The organism is Psychromonas sp. MB-3u-54 (assembly GCF_002836415.1).
In the GTDB taxonomy this organism is placed as follows: Bacteria; Pseudomonadota; Gammaproteobacteria; order Enterobacterales; family Psychromonadaceae; genus Psychromonas.
Genome location: NZ_PJBP01000180.1, coordinates 80,675 through 98,288, shown reverse-complemented (window position 1 = coordinate 98,288; position 17,614 = coordinate 80,675). Strand labels below are relative to the sequence as shown.

General features: G+C 48.6%; 1 protein-coding gene (only partly in view). It reads right to left on the bottom strand.

Features of this window, described 5'->3' with window-relative positions:
- On the bottom strand, positions 1–17,614 hold the start of the coding sequence (locus tag CXF72_RS17270) for a DUF4347 domain-containing protein (protein WP_101040972.1). The gene continues 18,617 nt to the left of window position 1, outside the view; 17,614 of the gene's 36,231 nt are visible here — the first part of the coding sequence; it begins with the start codon at positions 17,612–17,614; its stop codon lies beyond the left edge, outside the window.

Here is a 17,614-nt window from a genome sequence, read left to right as displayed (position 1 = left end):
TGGCTGAATCAAAGAAACTGACAACATAAGTGTCAGTATCAAATGCAACAGTCAAATATTGACCTGCAATAGTCCGTAACTTAGCCTGCAGCAGTCCTATCTGCGTGGTGATATCGCTATTAATATCGCCCGCATTCAGCACGGTTTCACCCGCGCTGCCTTTAAATTCGGTACCAATAGCCACTACGGCTGCAGGTATACGCTGAATAGCATTATTCTCAAAGCTGTTGACATCAAACAAGCGGTTCATGCGCTGCACACTTACAACACGCTCAAGATTAAAAATGTCACCGCTGTCATCACGATCGGCATCGAGGAACACAATATTCCACGGCAGTTCATTATCAAAGCTCAGCTCGCCAATACCGCTGACCCATACGTCACGTATTCCGGTCAGAGACTCCAGCGCAACGGCCACTTCATCTGCCGTCATGCCGTAGGTCAGTTCAACCGATTCAGTATTAAAATTGAAGGCCGCATGTCCCTGCCATGTTTCAAGGAAGATTGCCTGTGTAGCAATCTCCGTATCACGAGTTGTGCGCTTACTGTCCTCGGTGTTTTGCTGCACCACACTGCTGTTGCTGGTGTAGATCTCGCTGGACAGTGGTGCATAACTACCATCGGCCAACGTCTCTGCTGCAATGAAAATAACTTGCCATTTACCGTTGCTTTGGGTCACTGCAACATTGTTAATCTGTTGTAGTGATTCAAGTGCGTTCTCAATCTCAATCGCGGTGGCTGTTGTATCTGCAGGCTTCACGTCTATACCCTGCGCACCGTACCAGAGCGTAAAGGCGCCGTCGGTGATACTTATTTCCTGCGCGCGAAGTGGATTAAGCACTTCGATAGCCTTGAGTGCGACAGGTAACACAATCGTTTCGCTTGTTGCAAAGGAGATCAATTTATAACTTATGTTGTCACCCGTTTCTTTAGGGGTCAGGGTGAGATCAAATTGCTGATTACTGCCGGAGCCAACACCCGCAACGCCAATATTAATACTATCAAAGGCGCCCAGATCACCCAGCGCTGCAGCGATAGCCGTGGCATTGCTGTCTTTATCACTACCAAGCTGAAGTTCGGTAGATTCTGTGCCGTACCAGAGGGTCACGCTGGCATCGGGTGCCACGGTGAAATTCTGTAGGCTGTTAACAGGCAAAGTGACCGTCGCGGCTAAGCTAGTCGCCAGATTAGCCGGTGCAAGCTGCTCGGTTATCTGATACTCCAGCATGCTATAGTCACCGCTATTCAGCGACGCATCCAGCATTACAACCTGCCACGGATCAGTCGCAGTATTGCCCGCCACTACGGCGAGATCGGTGATACCCGTCAGGCTCTTCAGGCTGGCTTCAAGATTTGATGCGCCAACAGCGCGTGTAATGTTGATAGCTGTGTCTGCAGCTGTCACTGTCGAGGCTTTATCGACAGTGATAGTCGCGGCAGCAGTGTCAATAGCCACGATCCGCGTCCCTGCCTGCAAACCGATTCCTGACAGGATCTGTCCCAGATAAAGATGATCGGTACTGGAAACATTGGTCAGTGTCGTACTGTTAATGCCAGCATTGGCACTGAACTCAAGCTTATCGAGACTAAACTCGACAAAACTGCCGCGGTCTCCATAGCGGAACTCCGCTGATACCGCGTTGCTTGGGATCAGTATCTGCTGCCTGTCATTGGCAGGCAAGGTGGCTTCGTTGACGAGCGCAGAGGTACGCGTAAACAGCTGATCCGGCGCCTGCACTACACTGCTGGTAACCAGTTCAAGTTTTTTGTAATCGCCAGCGAAGAAGTCCACCAGACCACTGGTTCCGATCCGCGTGTCGCTCGTAGTGACACCCGTGACGGCGCCTAAGGCATCGACGACCACACTCAGCGTGTAGCTGCTGCCGTCGTCGAGCTGGTAGGTGAATGTGTCGGTATAGGCTGCACCGCTGACCGCCGTGTAGGTCGCTGTGGTCCCGTCATCGATCAACGAGCCGCTGGTGACACCCGTGAAGCCGATTCCAGCGTCAACGGCCAGGGTTGGCACCAAAGCCGCCAGGGCGAAGGTGTATGGGCCAGCCCCGGTCACGTTGACGATACCGCTCCCCGCCCGAGTGTCGCTCGTGGTGACGCCCGTGACGGCGCCTGAATCATCGACGACCACGCTCAGCGTGTAGCTGCTGCCATCGTCGAGCTGGTAGGTGAATGTGTCGGTATAGGCGGCACCGCTGACCGCCGTGTAGGTCGCTGTGGTCCCGTCATCGGTCAACGAGCCGCTGGTGACACCCGTGAAACCGACTCCAGCGTCAACGGCGAGGGTCGGCAGCAGATCTGCCAGCGTGAAGGAGATAGTCTCCACGGATCTCAAATCAAACGACCAGGGGTTGGTGATGGTGCCATTTCCCGCAACCAGCAGATCAATACCCGCTAAATCTGTCATTCTTTGCTGCAGTTCAGCTGCCGTATCACTCTGGGTGACGGCGATACCCTGGTCGCCATACCATAAGATGGCATTATCTTCCCATGTGTTCAGTGCCAACATCTGCACCCGGTTATGCGCAATGCTGATAGCCGGATCAGTTTGCGACACAAGCGTTGGTGTGCCGTCAGTATTAAACAGGTAGACTGCCTGATCCTCGCTCAAGCGGTAGAAGCGTTCGAACACCCGACTATCGTCACGCTGGGCAAGAATGCCATTACTGTAGGTCTGATAATTATAGTGGTACGCAAGTTGTCTGTAGGTATTATCCGTTTGGTCAGCATCAGTAAACTCAAGTACCCAGGGATCTGTCTGTATACCGGAACCGCTGACGGTGACATCTGTCACAGCATCAAGGGATTTGAGGGCCAGTTCAATCTGCGCCGTGTTCATGCCGGCCGATATTTCCACGCTGTTATTGGCCGTACGTCCATTATTAGGCACAGTGGCATCGTAACCATAGAATAAATTAACGCGTTCGAGGCCATCTGCGAGCCACACTTGCTGTTTACTCTGGTCTGCTGTCGCCGTATCGATATCGGCTGCAGTAACTACCGCCTCAAGGTTCGGTATACCGTCAATAAAATCGTAATCACCACTGGCAAGGTCGTAGCGGTAAAAATAATCATCCTGCTTATACTCAAAACCATCCGATTTTATAAACGTATCTGCAACGAAGCTCACCTTGTAGGATAATTGCGTCGCGTCATAAACAACTTTAACCTTGCTCAAATCATAAATTTCGCGCAACCGTTCCTGCAATCTGACCGCTTGAACTGTCGTATCGGCATCAATGTCGCCCGCTTTCAAAATCAACGAGCCATCGGTGTAGTCAATTCTGGTATTAGCCATAATGGCCGCTGCAGGTATCCACTGGGTCAGCAGATCATTCGCATTGCCCTGTGCGTCGACCCATCCGATAGTATTTTTATCGAGGCTGGCATCGTAGTTCAAAGCGTAGTGCAAGAACAGGTTAGCCGGCGGTGCCGACGATACCTGAGCATTGCCATCCGCATCTAGTACTGTCTGCCACACCTTCGCTTTCGCCATACCTAGGGTCAGATCAACAGAAAGGATCGAGGTATCCAGCAGATCACTGATCTGAATATTATCGGCCCCGGCATCGATATCAATCTTGATATTTTCAATCTTGTCGAGTGCCACATTCGATACAAAGTTGGAGTTTTCTATAGCGTCAGGCGCAATTTTAAGCTCTGCGGTGGTACCTGTTCCCGAGTGAGCCAGGGTTACATAGTTATCCGGATCAGCGATTGTTTCTGTACCAGCGAGTTTTTCAGCGACTGTTACATCCAGCGTATCCTCACCGATGCCACCATCAATGGTCGGCGCGCCGCCATCAAAACCGGCATAGGTCCAGCTGATAATATCATCGCCGGCGCCGCCAAGCACCGAGCCTGCACCGCTGCCCGCATCGATGATGTCGTTGCCTTCTTCACCATCAATAGTGTTAACACCTTTGCCACCTTCAATCTGATCGTAACCGTGACCACCTGTAATCGTATCGTCACCGTCGCCGCCATCGATAATATCGCCGTGGAAGGAGCGCGCCATAAAGTTCGCCAGTCCCGGGGTTGAGACCAGAATGATCAGATCGCCATTAGCATCAATCGGTCTGCCGTGCACGTCATAAAATGCGAAGGGTTTACCGTCTATTGATGAGTCGGTTGCCGATTGCTGGTAGATCTGTGAGACCTGAGTATTACCATCCGCATCAAGATAGAGTGCAAGGTCTTGAGATCGCACCATGTAGTTTGCTGACTCTGGGGAGGAGTCCAGGGGAATGGGATCGCCATCAACAGCATCAATCGGTCTGCCTTGCGTGTCATAAAAATCGAAGGGTTTACCGTCTATCGATGGGTCTGCTGCCGATTGCTGATAGATCTGCGACACCTGAGTATTACCATCCGCATCGAGATAGAGTGCAAGGTCCTGATGGACATCCGCAGTTCCCTCAAATTCATCACCGCCATCTATGATGTCGTTGCCTTTGTAGCCGGCAATAACATCAAAGCCGCCGCCGCCATTAATAATATCGTCGTCCTGACCACCGAAAAGGACATCGTCGCCGTCGCCCCCCTCGATCGTAACCACATCATAGTTAGGGTTAAGACCCTTTAACTTGATATGGTCATCACCACCAGCGCCCCTCAACGTATAGGTATTCGGCGTACTCAGTGTAACGCCCAGCATAGCCGCGTCAACCGTAATGAAATCATCATCCCCCCCACCATCGAGTACCAGGCGCGTCAGGGTCAATAGTTCATCATTATCACTGTTGGCAATTAATTCTATTCTGTCGCTCCCCTCGCCACTATTGATCTCAATGTCATTGATAATACCGTCCAGATACTTAAGCGTGAACACATCCTGTCCGCTCGTTCCCACGGCAGTCAGGCTATCGACCTCGCTGCCGAGGAAGAACTCAGCAGTCTCCTGAGTACTGACAATAATAGCGTACTCACCCTGATGATTATCACGATAATCGGCAATCTGGGTGCGCAGATTTTGCTGCTCAGGGCGGGTGTAATTATCCATGACCAGATAACCATTTTTCACCATATTGGCAAGGGTAAAGTCGTTATCGATCAATATGCCTTCGACCAGATAATGTCGCGGATCGGCAGATTCATCGTAGCTGAGAATCAGATTTTTTGAAGTAGGAGAGGATATCTGAGCGATATCGGTGTTAACGTCATGCACACATTCGTAATCGAAAGAGGCAATCACCTCGTCGATAAAACGCTCAGAGGCTTCGAACAGTGTAATTTTACCGACCGGTGTATCTAAACCGATCCACAGGAATGCCTCAAGAAATACCTTGAGTTCGCCGTGTATATTAAACAGACAGGCAGGATCAAGTATATTTTTCAGCAGCTCATCGCCATACAGTTTGCCGTCACCCACCGGTAGATCATTAAGGAACTCGGTTTCAAAATCGTTAAGGTCAAATTCGATAAGTGCTTCGATACCGCCCTGAACGCCGGCTTCGACAATACCCCCTATCCCCAGACTGGCTGTCGCAGCAACCGTTGCCGTCAGAGTGACTTCTGGTAAATCGGATCCCACAACACCTTCGATACCGTGATCGTCAAGGTAAAAACCATTAAAAATCTGCCCGCTCTCGGCGGGATCAAAATCCGTCTCCATCCACTGGCGAAGGCCACGCGTGTCGAAGCCAAAATCAAAGTTGGTCGATGCACCTATGTTACCTAACAAGCCAACGTTTAATCCCGGGAATACCATAAAGGATTGTTTATATTCGAAGAATAAATCCAGATCCGGTAAATCGTAATAGAACAGCGTCGCGTCACCGCGACCAAGTAGAAAATCAAGCACAGTGAGCGGATTTTCGAGCAGCGGAATACTGAAACGACTGGTCGTACTGACCCCTTTCTTTTTGGTTTTGCTGGTGTCGTTAGCCAGACCCTTTTGATCGGGACCCGCCAGCAGCGCCGCCGTATTAGCGTCTGGCCCTGCCCCTTTTGTGCTCTCAGCACTCGCCACATCGGCGTCCGTAGTTTCCGCATCCGGATCCTGCACCGATGCGCCGGTAAGATGGAAGTCGCCAAAATTAATTTTGCCCGAATCAGAAAGACCCTGCGCGGTTTCTAGGAACTCAATCGTGCTCTTAATAATTTCCAGCACTTTTTTCGCGGTATCAACCGTGGACGCCGGCAGACGCAGATAAGCCAGATCGATAAACTGGATCTGGGTGACACCCAGGTCTATTTCCATCAGCAGCAGATCAACGACCGGTTTAAAGGGAATAACAATGTCATAAATAGTGTCTAATGTTGGCCCAAGGAAGCTGTCAAACATACTGCCGACATCCAGCGTGACCGCTTCAAGGGTCACATCTGGCGATCCCATTTCAAAACGGGCATCACCGGAGGTTGAGAGTTCGACGTCACCCAGCATCTGGGTATAACGGATAATAGTGCCAATAGAAGGCAGAAATTCGCCCGCAACCGTGTCGACAACGGCATACAGATTGGCTTCGGCAAAAGCCGACGCACTCAACGACAGCCCCAGTGTTTCACCGAATTGCCAGCGACCGTCTCCGTCATCATAGATATCCAGACCCAGGTGACCGCTTAAACCCGTCCGACCTAAGTCATTTGTTCCATCATTGTCATCAAAACTCATTTTCAGAAAGCCGAGCGTGCCGCTGACCCCGTCGTCTCCCATCACTAATTTTGCATCGATATCGAGTGCGATCTCTTCACCCGCAGCATTGATGCCCGAGGTGTCGAGAAAAATGCCCATATCAGGAACAATAGAGCCTGCATCGGCCATGTTACCGATGCCTAAACCAATGCCCATCAGATAATCAATTTTGGCCTCCAACTCCGCGTCTATATCTATATTCAGACCCGGCAGCCCGGCAGCCATGTCAAGCGGGATCATAACCGGGTTAACCGTATTACCCACTTTGGTACCCACCAGTACACCACCGAACTTAATGTTGAACGTTAACAGTCCGTTAGCAGAAAGAACCAGCTCTATATCATCAGGTCCGCCCGGAATAACCGTCAGAAGCTTGCCGCTGCTGTCATATTGTTTGTTACCCGATGCATCGTAGCTGGGCACCACAAAACTGAACAGCGCGCTATTAATTCCGCTCAGTCCGTTATACAACTCTTCACGTATCTTATCTAAGAGTAGCTCGGAAAGATTAGTGACCTCGTCGTCGATCTGTCTTTGCAGCCAGCCGCCAAGGCTATCGCTGCTGCCATCTTCTGTTGTGACATAGAGATAGTCACCGTCGTTGCCTTTTTCACCCAGCACGCTGGTACGAACACTGCGCAGACTGTCGGCCAGATTATCAAACGGCACCCCACCAATCAGTGGAATTTCGATCGAGTCGATACCGTCTGCCGTTGTGTCCAGTGCACTGAAGAAACCCTCTAAACCGCCCAGCACCTTGACCGGGTTGTTGAGCATCTCCAGTAAGGCCGCGGCGACATCGAATTTGAGCTCAAAACTCGGCAGTACATAGTCGAATTTCTGTTCAATATTAAAACTGTCGTCTATCGACAGTGATGCCTCGGCATGCAGGACGTTATCGCCAATACCATCACCGTCCAGATCAGCCTTGGTTCCACCGACTGGCAGGGCTTCAATGGGGAAATACAAGGGTAAATCGAGCTGCGCATTACCAAAGGCACCGGCCTGGAATGGGCTGAATGGTTCAGTCGGTTTGGTTAACAGTTCGCTTAACTGCAACAGGCCATCATTATTACTATCGCCCCCCTCTTTGCTTAAATTGGCAAAGAACCCCAGATCGACCGATGCAGATCCGTCAATGGCTTTAATACCCAAGACAGTGCCGCCAACGTTTATACCTAAAGAGATATCAAGATCAGGTACTGAACCTGATACGTTGGCACTGATACCGGAATCAATATCAAAAAACAGGCTGGGGTCGGTAACATCGCTTAAATCAAAACCAAAACCGAAATTCAAATCAGCCTGCGCTTTAAGTAATATCTCACCTTGTGTTTCTATGGCTAAAACGTCGCTACCCAGATCCATCCCGAGCATATCGTCCAGCGGCAGGTCATCAATATCAAAGTTCAGCGAGAATTTCTTTTCCGAAAGGAAGCTAAGATCAAAATCAAATTTAAAGGCAGAGTCTTCATAGACGAGCGTCACAGGAGCAAAGACAGTCCCATCGGCAGTTCCCCAGTTAAGCGCAGTGTTTATACGGTTGTTTAATTCATCCTGCAACTCGGAGATATTATTTGCCGTATAGCGGATATCGCTGATGGTATCCCGCAGCATTCTGGCAAAACCAACCGAGCCGCTACCGAGTATATCGGCAATACTTTGGCCGACAAAAGGGATATCAGTATTAATGGCGCCTGAACTGACATGATAGGCTGTCAATGGTGTCGTTATTACCGTTCCATCAACCAGAGTCATATTAACGGACTCGCCAGCAATGGCTTCAAATTCACCTGCGGCGAACTCAGCCGTCAGCTTCCAACGTTGCTCAAAGGTGAGCAGGTCGGTTCCATTGAAATAACCCCAAACGTCAGCGCCACCGTCAGACCAGTCCTGCAGTGTCACACTGCTGCCATCAGCTAAGCGCACGTTGATACTTTGCTGCCCAGTTGCTGCCACATAATCCGTTGCAGTTACAATCACGGCATCCGCGATCCAGCGTTCTTCATAAACGTTTAGATCAGCACCGGCAAGCACACCTTGCACATCGGCTTCAACACCTACCATGTCATCGAGGATCCCTTGCAGGCCATCGAGGATCATATCCAGTGAGATGCTGCGCAGGTCAAGTAATTCAGATAACGAACCGGTGTCAACTTCAATACTGCTTAATAATGAAGCAATGGAACCTATTCCACCCTCCCATTCACCCTGCGATACAATTTGCAAGCCATCGCCATTAAGACCTGCCAGCGCGCCGGTTAATTCCAGCGGCAAATTAATATCCCAATAGGCGCCACCATTTAACGATGGAATAAGACCAAAGGGATCAACGGCATTACTGACCAGATCGTTATAACTAAGGCGCTCATTGGTACCGATACTCATAGTCGCAGCAATATCGATATAACCCTGCTCAACATTCAACCCAATCGGACCAAAGGCAATCTCGACATCAAAGGGTTTAATTTCTCCATCCTGTGGTCCAGTCTCATATCTGCCACTGTCGATCGCCAAATTCGCATTGACTGTCGGTGAATCAATATAGAAATTGCCATTACCATCTATACCAAATACAAAGGTCAGATCAAGATCGCCGACAATATTCAATGATGGTGATATTAAAGAAGAAATATTAATACCCAGCGTGGCAGGATCGATACCACCGAAATCCAAATTATCCGGATCGAGATCGTAACTGGCTTCAAGGCCGGGAATATTAACGGTCGCTTTATAGGATATCGGATCGGCACCAGGCGCAAACTCAATATTATTAAGATTCGCTATCGTAGTGTTTGTAACCGTTGCCCCCGTAAATACAGAGCCGACTTGCGTTGCGATTTTCTCAGTAAAAGCATCGCTGAGCGTAGTGCCGGCATTACCGCCAAGCGCAAAGACGCTATCCAGTGAGACATTACCGACCAGAGGGATTTCTACACTGCTGTTAAGGAACTCATCAATACGCCCACCGAGTCCACCGACCCAGTCACCAAAAGCATCCAGCCCGGCAACCAACTTACTTTGATCCGAAGAATCCACAGTGATCACAGTAATGCTGCCTGTTGGTAGCGTTGCATTACGTACACCAAGGCTCAGTACTTGATCCATTATATCCACGGCGCCGGGCACATAATCGTGATCCAAACCGATAATATGCCCCATCTCATGCATCACGACACTGAGCAGGTCAATCTTACCTGTTAGGCCTGCTTCGTCATTATTAGTAGTCGGATCCAGGTCGACATACCAGCCATGCCCAGCCGCAGTAGTATCCAGAAGAATCGTTCCATTCTCTAAGGTTCGGGCTAATTGGCCTTCACCCAAATCCTGGAACTGGACAATAGGAGTATTGACGGTTACCACTGCCGCTAGAACTTGGTTGAAGCTTGCGCTGCCGTCTACAGTGCCGCTCGTGGCACCGGTAAAATCACCACTCAGGGTAAAATCAGTGCCGTCGCTGCGATAAATTTTTACAACGTTATCTACGATCGTAGCATTATAAAGTAGCGCAAGTGGATCATTGGCAGAGCGCAGAGTATCAAGAGAAGCCTTAATACCGGCTGCAACATCGTTCAGCAAGTCCGTGGTTGCGCTGAACTCCAACCTGAGTTCACCCGCAACGTTCTCATTTAGAATCAGTGCCCACACATCGTCGGCGACCACCTCACCCTCGAGGGTCGCTGTGCGGCTATCATTGGCGTCACCCTGAACATGCAGATCCGCCCCCTGCCAACGCAGCACGGCCTCGGCAATCACGGCATTAATGTCTGGATCGGTAACATCGGTTAATGCCGTATCGGGCAATGTTGTTGTTTGTAGCGACGTATCGGTTGCCCCGCCAACTACCTGCTCAATAGTGCCCGTTAGCGTGCGACGTGCAACGCCGGCATCCAAGGTAGCAGCCATAACGGCAATCGTCGGATCAAGCGCCAACTGATAAGCAAACTCATGAATCAATACGCTGATTAAGTCCATTTTACCGGAAAAGTCAGCGGTATCATCTGTACCGGTATACCAGCCCAAATCAGCTGCAGTGGAATCCAGCATAATTAAGCCGTTACTTAAGCGTGTGGAGAGTTGCTTGCCTTCTAATTCAAGCAGACTAATTTGAACAGTTGTTGAATCGAGCAACAAACCGCCCGATGAGGTAAGCAGTTGCACTGAGACATTATTGTCTTCGTCTGTAATGGTTTCAACGCTTAAAACAAAATCATCCGAACCACTATCATCGGTTCGAGGCACAGATAAAATAATACCGTCAAAACTCGTAATAGCCGCTTCAATAGCCGCTAATGGTACTTTGGTAATTGCCAATCCAGCAGGTATGTCGGTTGTAACCAGACTATCCAGGCCCAATTCAATTTCGGGCTTATTTGTAATCTCGTTGAACCCCGCTTCTGGTTTTATAACTTTAAATGAGCCAATCGAAACTTGCAGTGTAGAGCCTGTTTCTACGCCATTATCATCGGTAAAATATATTTCAGTTGCCGTGGCATATTTGATTTCACCGTCTGCTGTATCCGTGAAATCATCGTCAAGTGTAAAGGCTGACTTATCGTTTCTAATAAATGAAATATTTTTTCCGGATGCAAAAACTGAATATTGTTGCGCTACTGCATACTGGCTATTAGTATCATCCGCTGAAATAGAATCGAGTATTAGCTTAAAAGCCTCGGCAATAGAAATTCCCGAAGCTATTGCTGCGGCATCCGGTGTATAACTAAGCGTTAACGCCTCGCCTGGTACGTCTTTATTAATAACCAGTGTCCAGGTTTGGCCGGCAACTGCACTGCCACTGATCTTCGCTGATTGAATATAATCGAGGGTTCTCTGATTACCCGTCCAAGTGTCGGGAAGCTTGCTAAAGTCAAGCTCCATAAGCCCTGTCCCACCAATAATGAAATCAGAACCCCAGCTTTCAATAACAGCATTATTCGGATTATCAGTATTGACCGGGTCAAAGATAATGTTGACATCGTCATTACCACCGACAAATACATCGTTACCGTGCCCGGAACGGATATTGACAGCGTTTATATTATTAAACACCGAGCCGTCGCTTTTAAGTACCGGATCACCATTTTTAAAAAATTGGCCGCTGTTAAAATTGATTAGGAAGTCATCACCTGCCGCGCCCTTTGACCAAAGATCAATATCTCTGGCGTCATCGAAATTATCTAATGCCAGGCCTAAACCGGCGAGCGTAAGACTGCTAAATTGGTTATCTTGATTCGACGCACCAATAACTTTAGTCAGACCCGCAACGGCGAGATTGCTCAGCGTCTGGTTGGCCTGATTTTCCGGGGGTAAAAAATCAGCAAATGTGGTTAGACCACCAAATCGATGCCCATCAATACCGGTTGCTGAAGCTGTGGTCTTAAAGGGTAACGAAACCCCGGGAATTAAGTTGGCAAAAACGTCTGCGATGCCATCCTCGTTATTAGCCGCGGCATTTAAGAAATCAAAAGACGGCCCCTCGATCGAACCTGCATCGACACCTATAATTGACGATAACTCGCCCAGCGCACTCTGTCCCGCAACAATGGTGGCGGGTGCGTTAAAATCTGAGTAATCGAGCGTCACTGTACCTAAAGAACCGGCTTTAACCGTACCGCGCAGGCTGGCACCCTCATGCATTATGACCTTAAGGTTGCCAAGCTTTGGACCAACGATAGATTCAATATCCATCGCTATCATATTATTCCAACCGACACTTGCCGGATCGAGACTAGGAATACCAATAATATTTAAGGTATCGCCAAGACCATCCGTGCCGCGTATAACCAGGAAGTTGGTCTCAATACCGACACCAAAATCAAGACTGCTTAGGTCGACACCAATTTCATCGAGCAGCGAATCTTTGATATTGTTAAAGGAATAAACATCGACGTCAATATTACCGACAAAAGAGGAAAAATCGATGGTATCTAATGCCTCCGGCATCGCTGTGCCATTAATCACAATGTCGGGCACTTCAAGCACCGCAGCCACGCCCCAAAGATTTTTCATTACATAAGTATCACCCCCTAAACCACCCGACAGTAAATGTACGCCAATGCCGCCAGGACGTGTTGAAATGGTATTAAAGTCGGCATCACCCTTGACAATATTCAAACCCGATCCCAGGGTAACGTTAGAGAGATTCGCCGGCGCAGAATAAGACAACGTTGCGTTGCGCTCACCATCTTGTAATACAATATTAGGCAGGCCATCAATAGCGGCAGACCCTGCATCAAAAAACGTCTCATTCCATGCAGAGGGGAGTGAAGGCGCGATCGCTTGAAAAGCGCTTTTTAATCCCTTGGGCAAATCGCTTATGGCTTTTAATATTTTGTCTTTGGTTGGCAAGTTTCCCGTACCCTGCGTCAAAGGCCAATTCACTTTACCGGCCTGATTCGTTGACAGATCTACGTAGGTTGGCTTAACAAAATTAGAAAATATGTTTTTAGGATTAAGATCAGTAAAAATACCTTCGGCGAAACTCAAACCATGCTCGATTTGAACACCAACCGGTACGGCTTTCTCAGAGCCAAGCACACTGTTGTATTGCGGGCCATTAAGCAGGGTCAGCTGACCTGCATAGGAAGCATCACCACGAACACGGTATTCATTACTATTACGGCCGGAAATAATTTCTGTATTTGCATCAACGCCGCGCAACTCAAGATAATCAGCGGCACCTGCCACCTTCAACAAAGCATTAACCGATAGGTCGCTTAAACCGTTAACCTTATAAACGCGCACAATATCTGCCGCATCGGCACGGCTTAATGATTCACGGCTCGCTTCAACGGGCGCACCATCACCCTTAATAGATATCAGGGTTTGGGCTTTAAAAGGCAGCACCACAGTCCACTCACCAAAGGTATCAACAGCAATAGTTGCTAAGGCATCAACATTTTCCTTCAACCAGCTTTCAGCAGCAGCTCGAAGGTCTTCACCTGCGTTTGCAAAAGTAACCTGTTGGGTTCCGTAAAGTAATGTGAATGGTGTTAGCACCGGAGCTGGTGCTATTTTTTGCTCAGTAAAATCGGCATCAACAAAACTATAAAAAAGATAGCTATCCGCTTTGGGCATTGTTATACGCCACTGGCCATTTTCAACCGTGACTTTGACATCCGGGCTAAGACCTACCGTACTTTTCTTTACCTTATCAAGCAGAGAATTTTGTTTAAGTGCCTCAATCTCAGCTAATTTTTGCTCTAACATTTCAGGTGTCAGATCAGCACCTCTTAGCTCAATAAGAGTATCGCCATAAGCGATGGTGAGAACAGTTGCACCCGCGGGTACCGTCATTAACTGATTGCTAAAATCAGCTCTGAACTCGAAAGATAAAGGTATGGTACTGCCGCTAAAATCAAGTACGACTTTACTACCGGCATCGCTTGCCGCTTTCGCATCGATAATGGTTTGTGACCAGCGATTACCCATAATAAAGGTTTGATCGCCCACCCCGGTAACAATATTACTAATATTAGTTTTACCAACGTCAAGCGTACCTGTTGCTTCTACGGTAATGGTATTTGCACTTGGCAAGAAACTGCCCGTCGCTTTTTCATAGCCGGGTAGTGCAGAGCTAGCGCCAAACAGAGCCGCATCGCGTGTAAATTCCGAGGAATCAGCCACATTACCCAGCAGAATTTCATTAGCGGCAAGGCTATATAACAAACCATCTGTAACCTGACTTAAATCGAGTGTATCCTTCCCGCCTTTATAAAAATCACCGACAATCTTATCGTTGCCCCAGTTATTTTCAAATACAAAGGTGTCATTACCTTTACCACCCATCAGCTTGTCATCACCAGACCCACTAACGAGAATATCATTGCCTGAACCACCGTCTAGTTCCTGATAGGCTGTTTGGTCAGGGTTAGCACCACCGGCAAGATAATCATCACCTGCGCCGCCGCTTAGGGTGTCGTTCCCCCCCTCTCCAAAGATACGATCATTGCCGTCGCCACCAATAAGTATATTATCCTCGGTTGTACCAAATATCGCATCGGCAAATTCGCCGCTGGTCACATTAACAATACCGGTGGCCAGCCCAGTAATTCGAGGATACTGCCCTATAGCAGTGCCCATAGTGAACGTTGTGCCGAGAGAACCAGGATCATTCGCGTAATACTTGGCATCAATGGCATCCAGCGTGGTTAAATCGCTCGCATCAAGAATACCAAAATGTGTACCCGCATAGCGAGCACCTAAATACACAAGTGTGTTGTTTCCAGAGCCCGCTGTTAAATCTCCGCTAATCTCACAGGTATCCGCCAGAGTGATAATATCATCCTGATCGCCTGTAGTGAGATTCCCCCCAAGACGAGAATTACTTTGTAATGTTATTGAATTACTGCTGTTACCCAGGGTCAGATTACCAACAAGGGTGGCATTATTTTTAAATATAATGACGCTTTCACTATCACCCGTTTTAATTTCAGCAACATTGAACATAACCAGTTTTTTATTAGGGATTAACACACTGCCCGAATCAAATTCCACGGTAACTTTATTACTGCCAACACTGTTTGCATCTTTTTCAACGGTAATATTCATTTTTACCGTAATGGCACTAAGATCCAGTACCGCAGTGGGAATACCATCCGCTTTAAGCGTATTATTGATGTTCAGGGTCCGATTGAGAATGCCGTCTGGGGAATAGCTCGTTGGAAATGTGACATCAAAAATATAATTATTTATACCTTTACCGGCCAGTAATGATTCAGTATAGGCGCTGGCAGAAACAGAATTGGTTCCGGAAACAATGCTAAAATAATCCGCAGCCGCCACATCGGCCTTACCTATTGTGATAGCCATAGCCGTCGTAATTTGGCTAAAGTCGAGCAGATCCTTGCCATCACCTTTGGCTTCTATAACAACATCGTTGCCCCAGTTATCTTCAAACAGATAACTATCATTACCCGAACCACCGACCAGGGTATCGTCATCCGTACCACCACTCAGTTTGTCGGCACCACCTTCGCCAAACAGCCAATCGTCACCCTCGTCGCCAAAAAGACTGTCCGCTCCATCTCCACCGTGTAAACCGACGGCAGCAGCAGTGCTCGTGCTATAAGCGGCTAGCCCGCTATCGTTGCCTGTACCACCTTCAAGGATATCGCTACCGTCACCACCAAAGAGCGCATCAACCCCCTCTCCGCCAACGAGCAGATCATCACCTTTATTGCCCGAGAGGGTATCATTGCCTTTGCCACCACTAATGGCATCGTCGCCTTTCCCGCCAAGCACCACTTCGTTAACCTGAAGCAAGTCACTGCCAACAAATATATCCCGCCCCAGACCACCGACCAGCGTTGCGCTTTGAAAACCTAATAAGGTGATAGCATTATTACCTACTGTGGCAATATACTCCCCTTTAACATTACCCAATTGCTCCAAATCAACCTGCTGCGACTCACCTTTGGCCAGAAACCCATCAGGATTACTTGGATCAGCCGTAAAACTCAGCGTTTTATTACTGGACGTAATGTTAGTTAGATCGACAGTGACACCTTTAAATTGCGCGCCCTGTTCAAACAATACTTCGATATCTGCGGATCCACTGCTTACGGTAATATTATCAAGCCCCACAACGGTAATCTTGTCGTTGCCATTGGTAATAATCGCAGGGCCCGCTTTGGTAAATTTAATCGTTAACGAACCATTTACATTCTTCAGATTGATGCTCTTATATACATTGGCTTCGAGCGTGATATTGCCGGTAAAATTTTCATCAGTTATATCAGTTGTTGATGAACCAGATCCGGTGCTGGTGCTATAGCTTGGATTCGCTAACAAAACACCCTCAAAACGCGGATCATTCGCTGCAAACATCAGCTGTTCCGTGGACATGAAATCGAGTTTTTGAGTGACATAACCAAACTCGGATTCCAATATCCAGTCGCCACCAATAAAGCGATTACCGGTCAAATCGTCAGACGCCGCAATATCAGCACCCGTCACACCCGCCAAGCGATCCACAAAACTGATACCGACTTCACCCTTTGCGACATTACAGCCGTAGATAAGGATATCGCCATCGGCTTTTAATGCTTTACCCCAGGCTTCAAGCTGCTGACGGTAACGCTCCAGTGAAGATCCACCGAGACTTGCCGACCCTAAACGCAGCAGACCTGCCGCGCCATGGGATAAGATATGCAGCGCCGAAATATCGTCATAAGCCGAGAGTATTCCAGCCAGTTGCTCAACTCCGTCGCCTTCTGCGTCCAGTAATACAACCGTCACCCGATCCGCTTGGGTCGGTTTAACGGGCGCATCAATTAATTCATCACCTGTTTCGGCAAGGGTCGCCGCTTCTGCCTTTTCATTCGCAGGATACCAGTTGGCGACCAGCACATCTCCAGCACTGGTGGTTTCCGTCTGCCATGCAAGATCAGCGCCGGCATCCCCCATAAAGGTACTCAACAGAGCACGATAATCTTCAACGGAACGGTCAATAACCACAAACTGGTGGCCGTTTAATTGCTGTATATGTTGAATTTTAGCGGCTGTTTGAGTCTCACCGTCGGTGGGTAGGTTTTCTGTGCTTAAACCTGCTTCAGCCGACACTTCGATAGGCAGAACAGCGTCCAGCGGATCAATTGAATTTTCAGAAGAAAGCGTTAGGTCCGCGGGTTGCAGGCTATTTATATCAGACACATTGATGTCGATTAGACTGCCCGATTTTTCAAGGTCATAATCATGCTGGCGAACCAGTTGCAGATCCTGGGCATTGCTTGCCTCGGCCAGACCCGCATCGATCAGCTGCTCTATCATTAATTCGTCGTTAAGTAGTTCAGCACTGAGGGCAAGTGGCGCCGCATCGGCAGACAACAGATAGCGGTTTTCCATTTGCTCCATCAGATAAGTATTGCGCCTGCGGGCGGTGGTCACCCGGCGATTCCAGAAGAATTGACGCAAATTCTGTAACTTATCGTAACGTGATCTGAACAGACGATAGAGGAGAGCTGACAT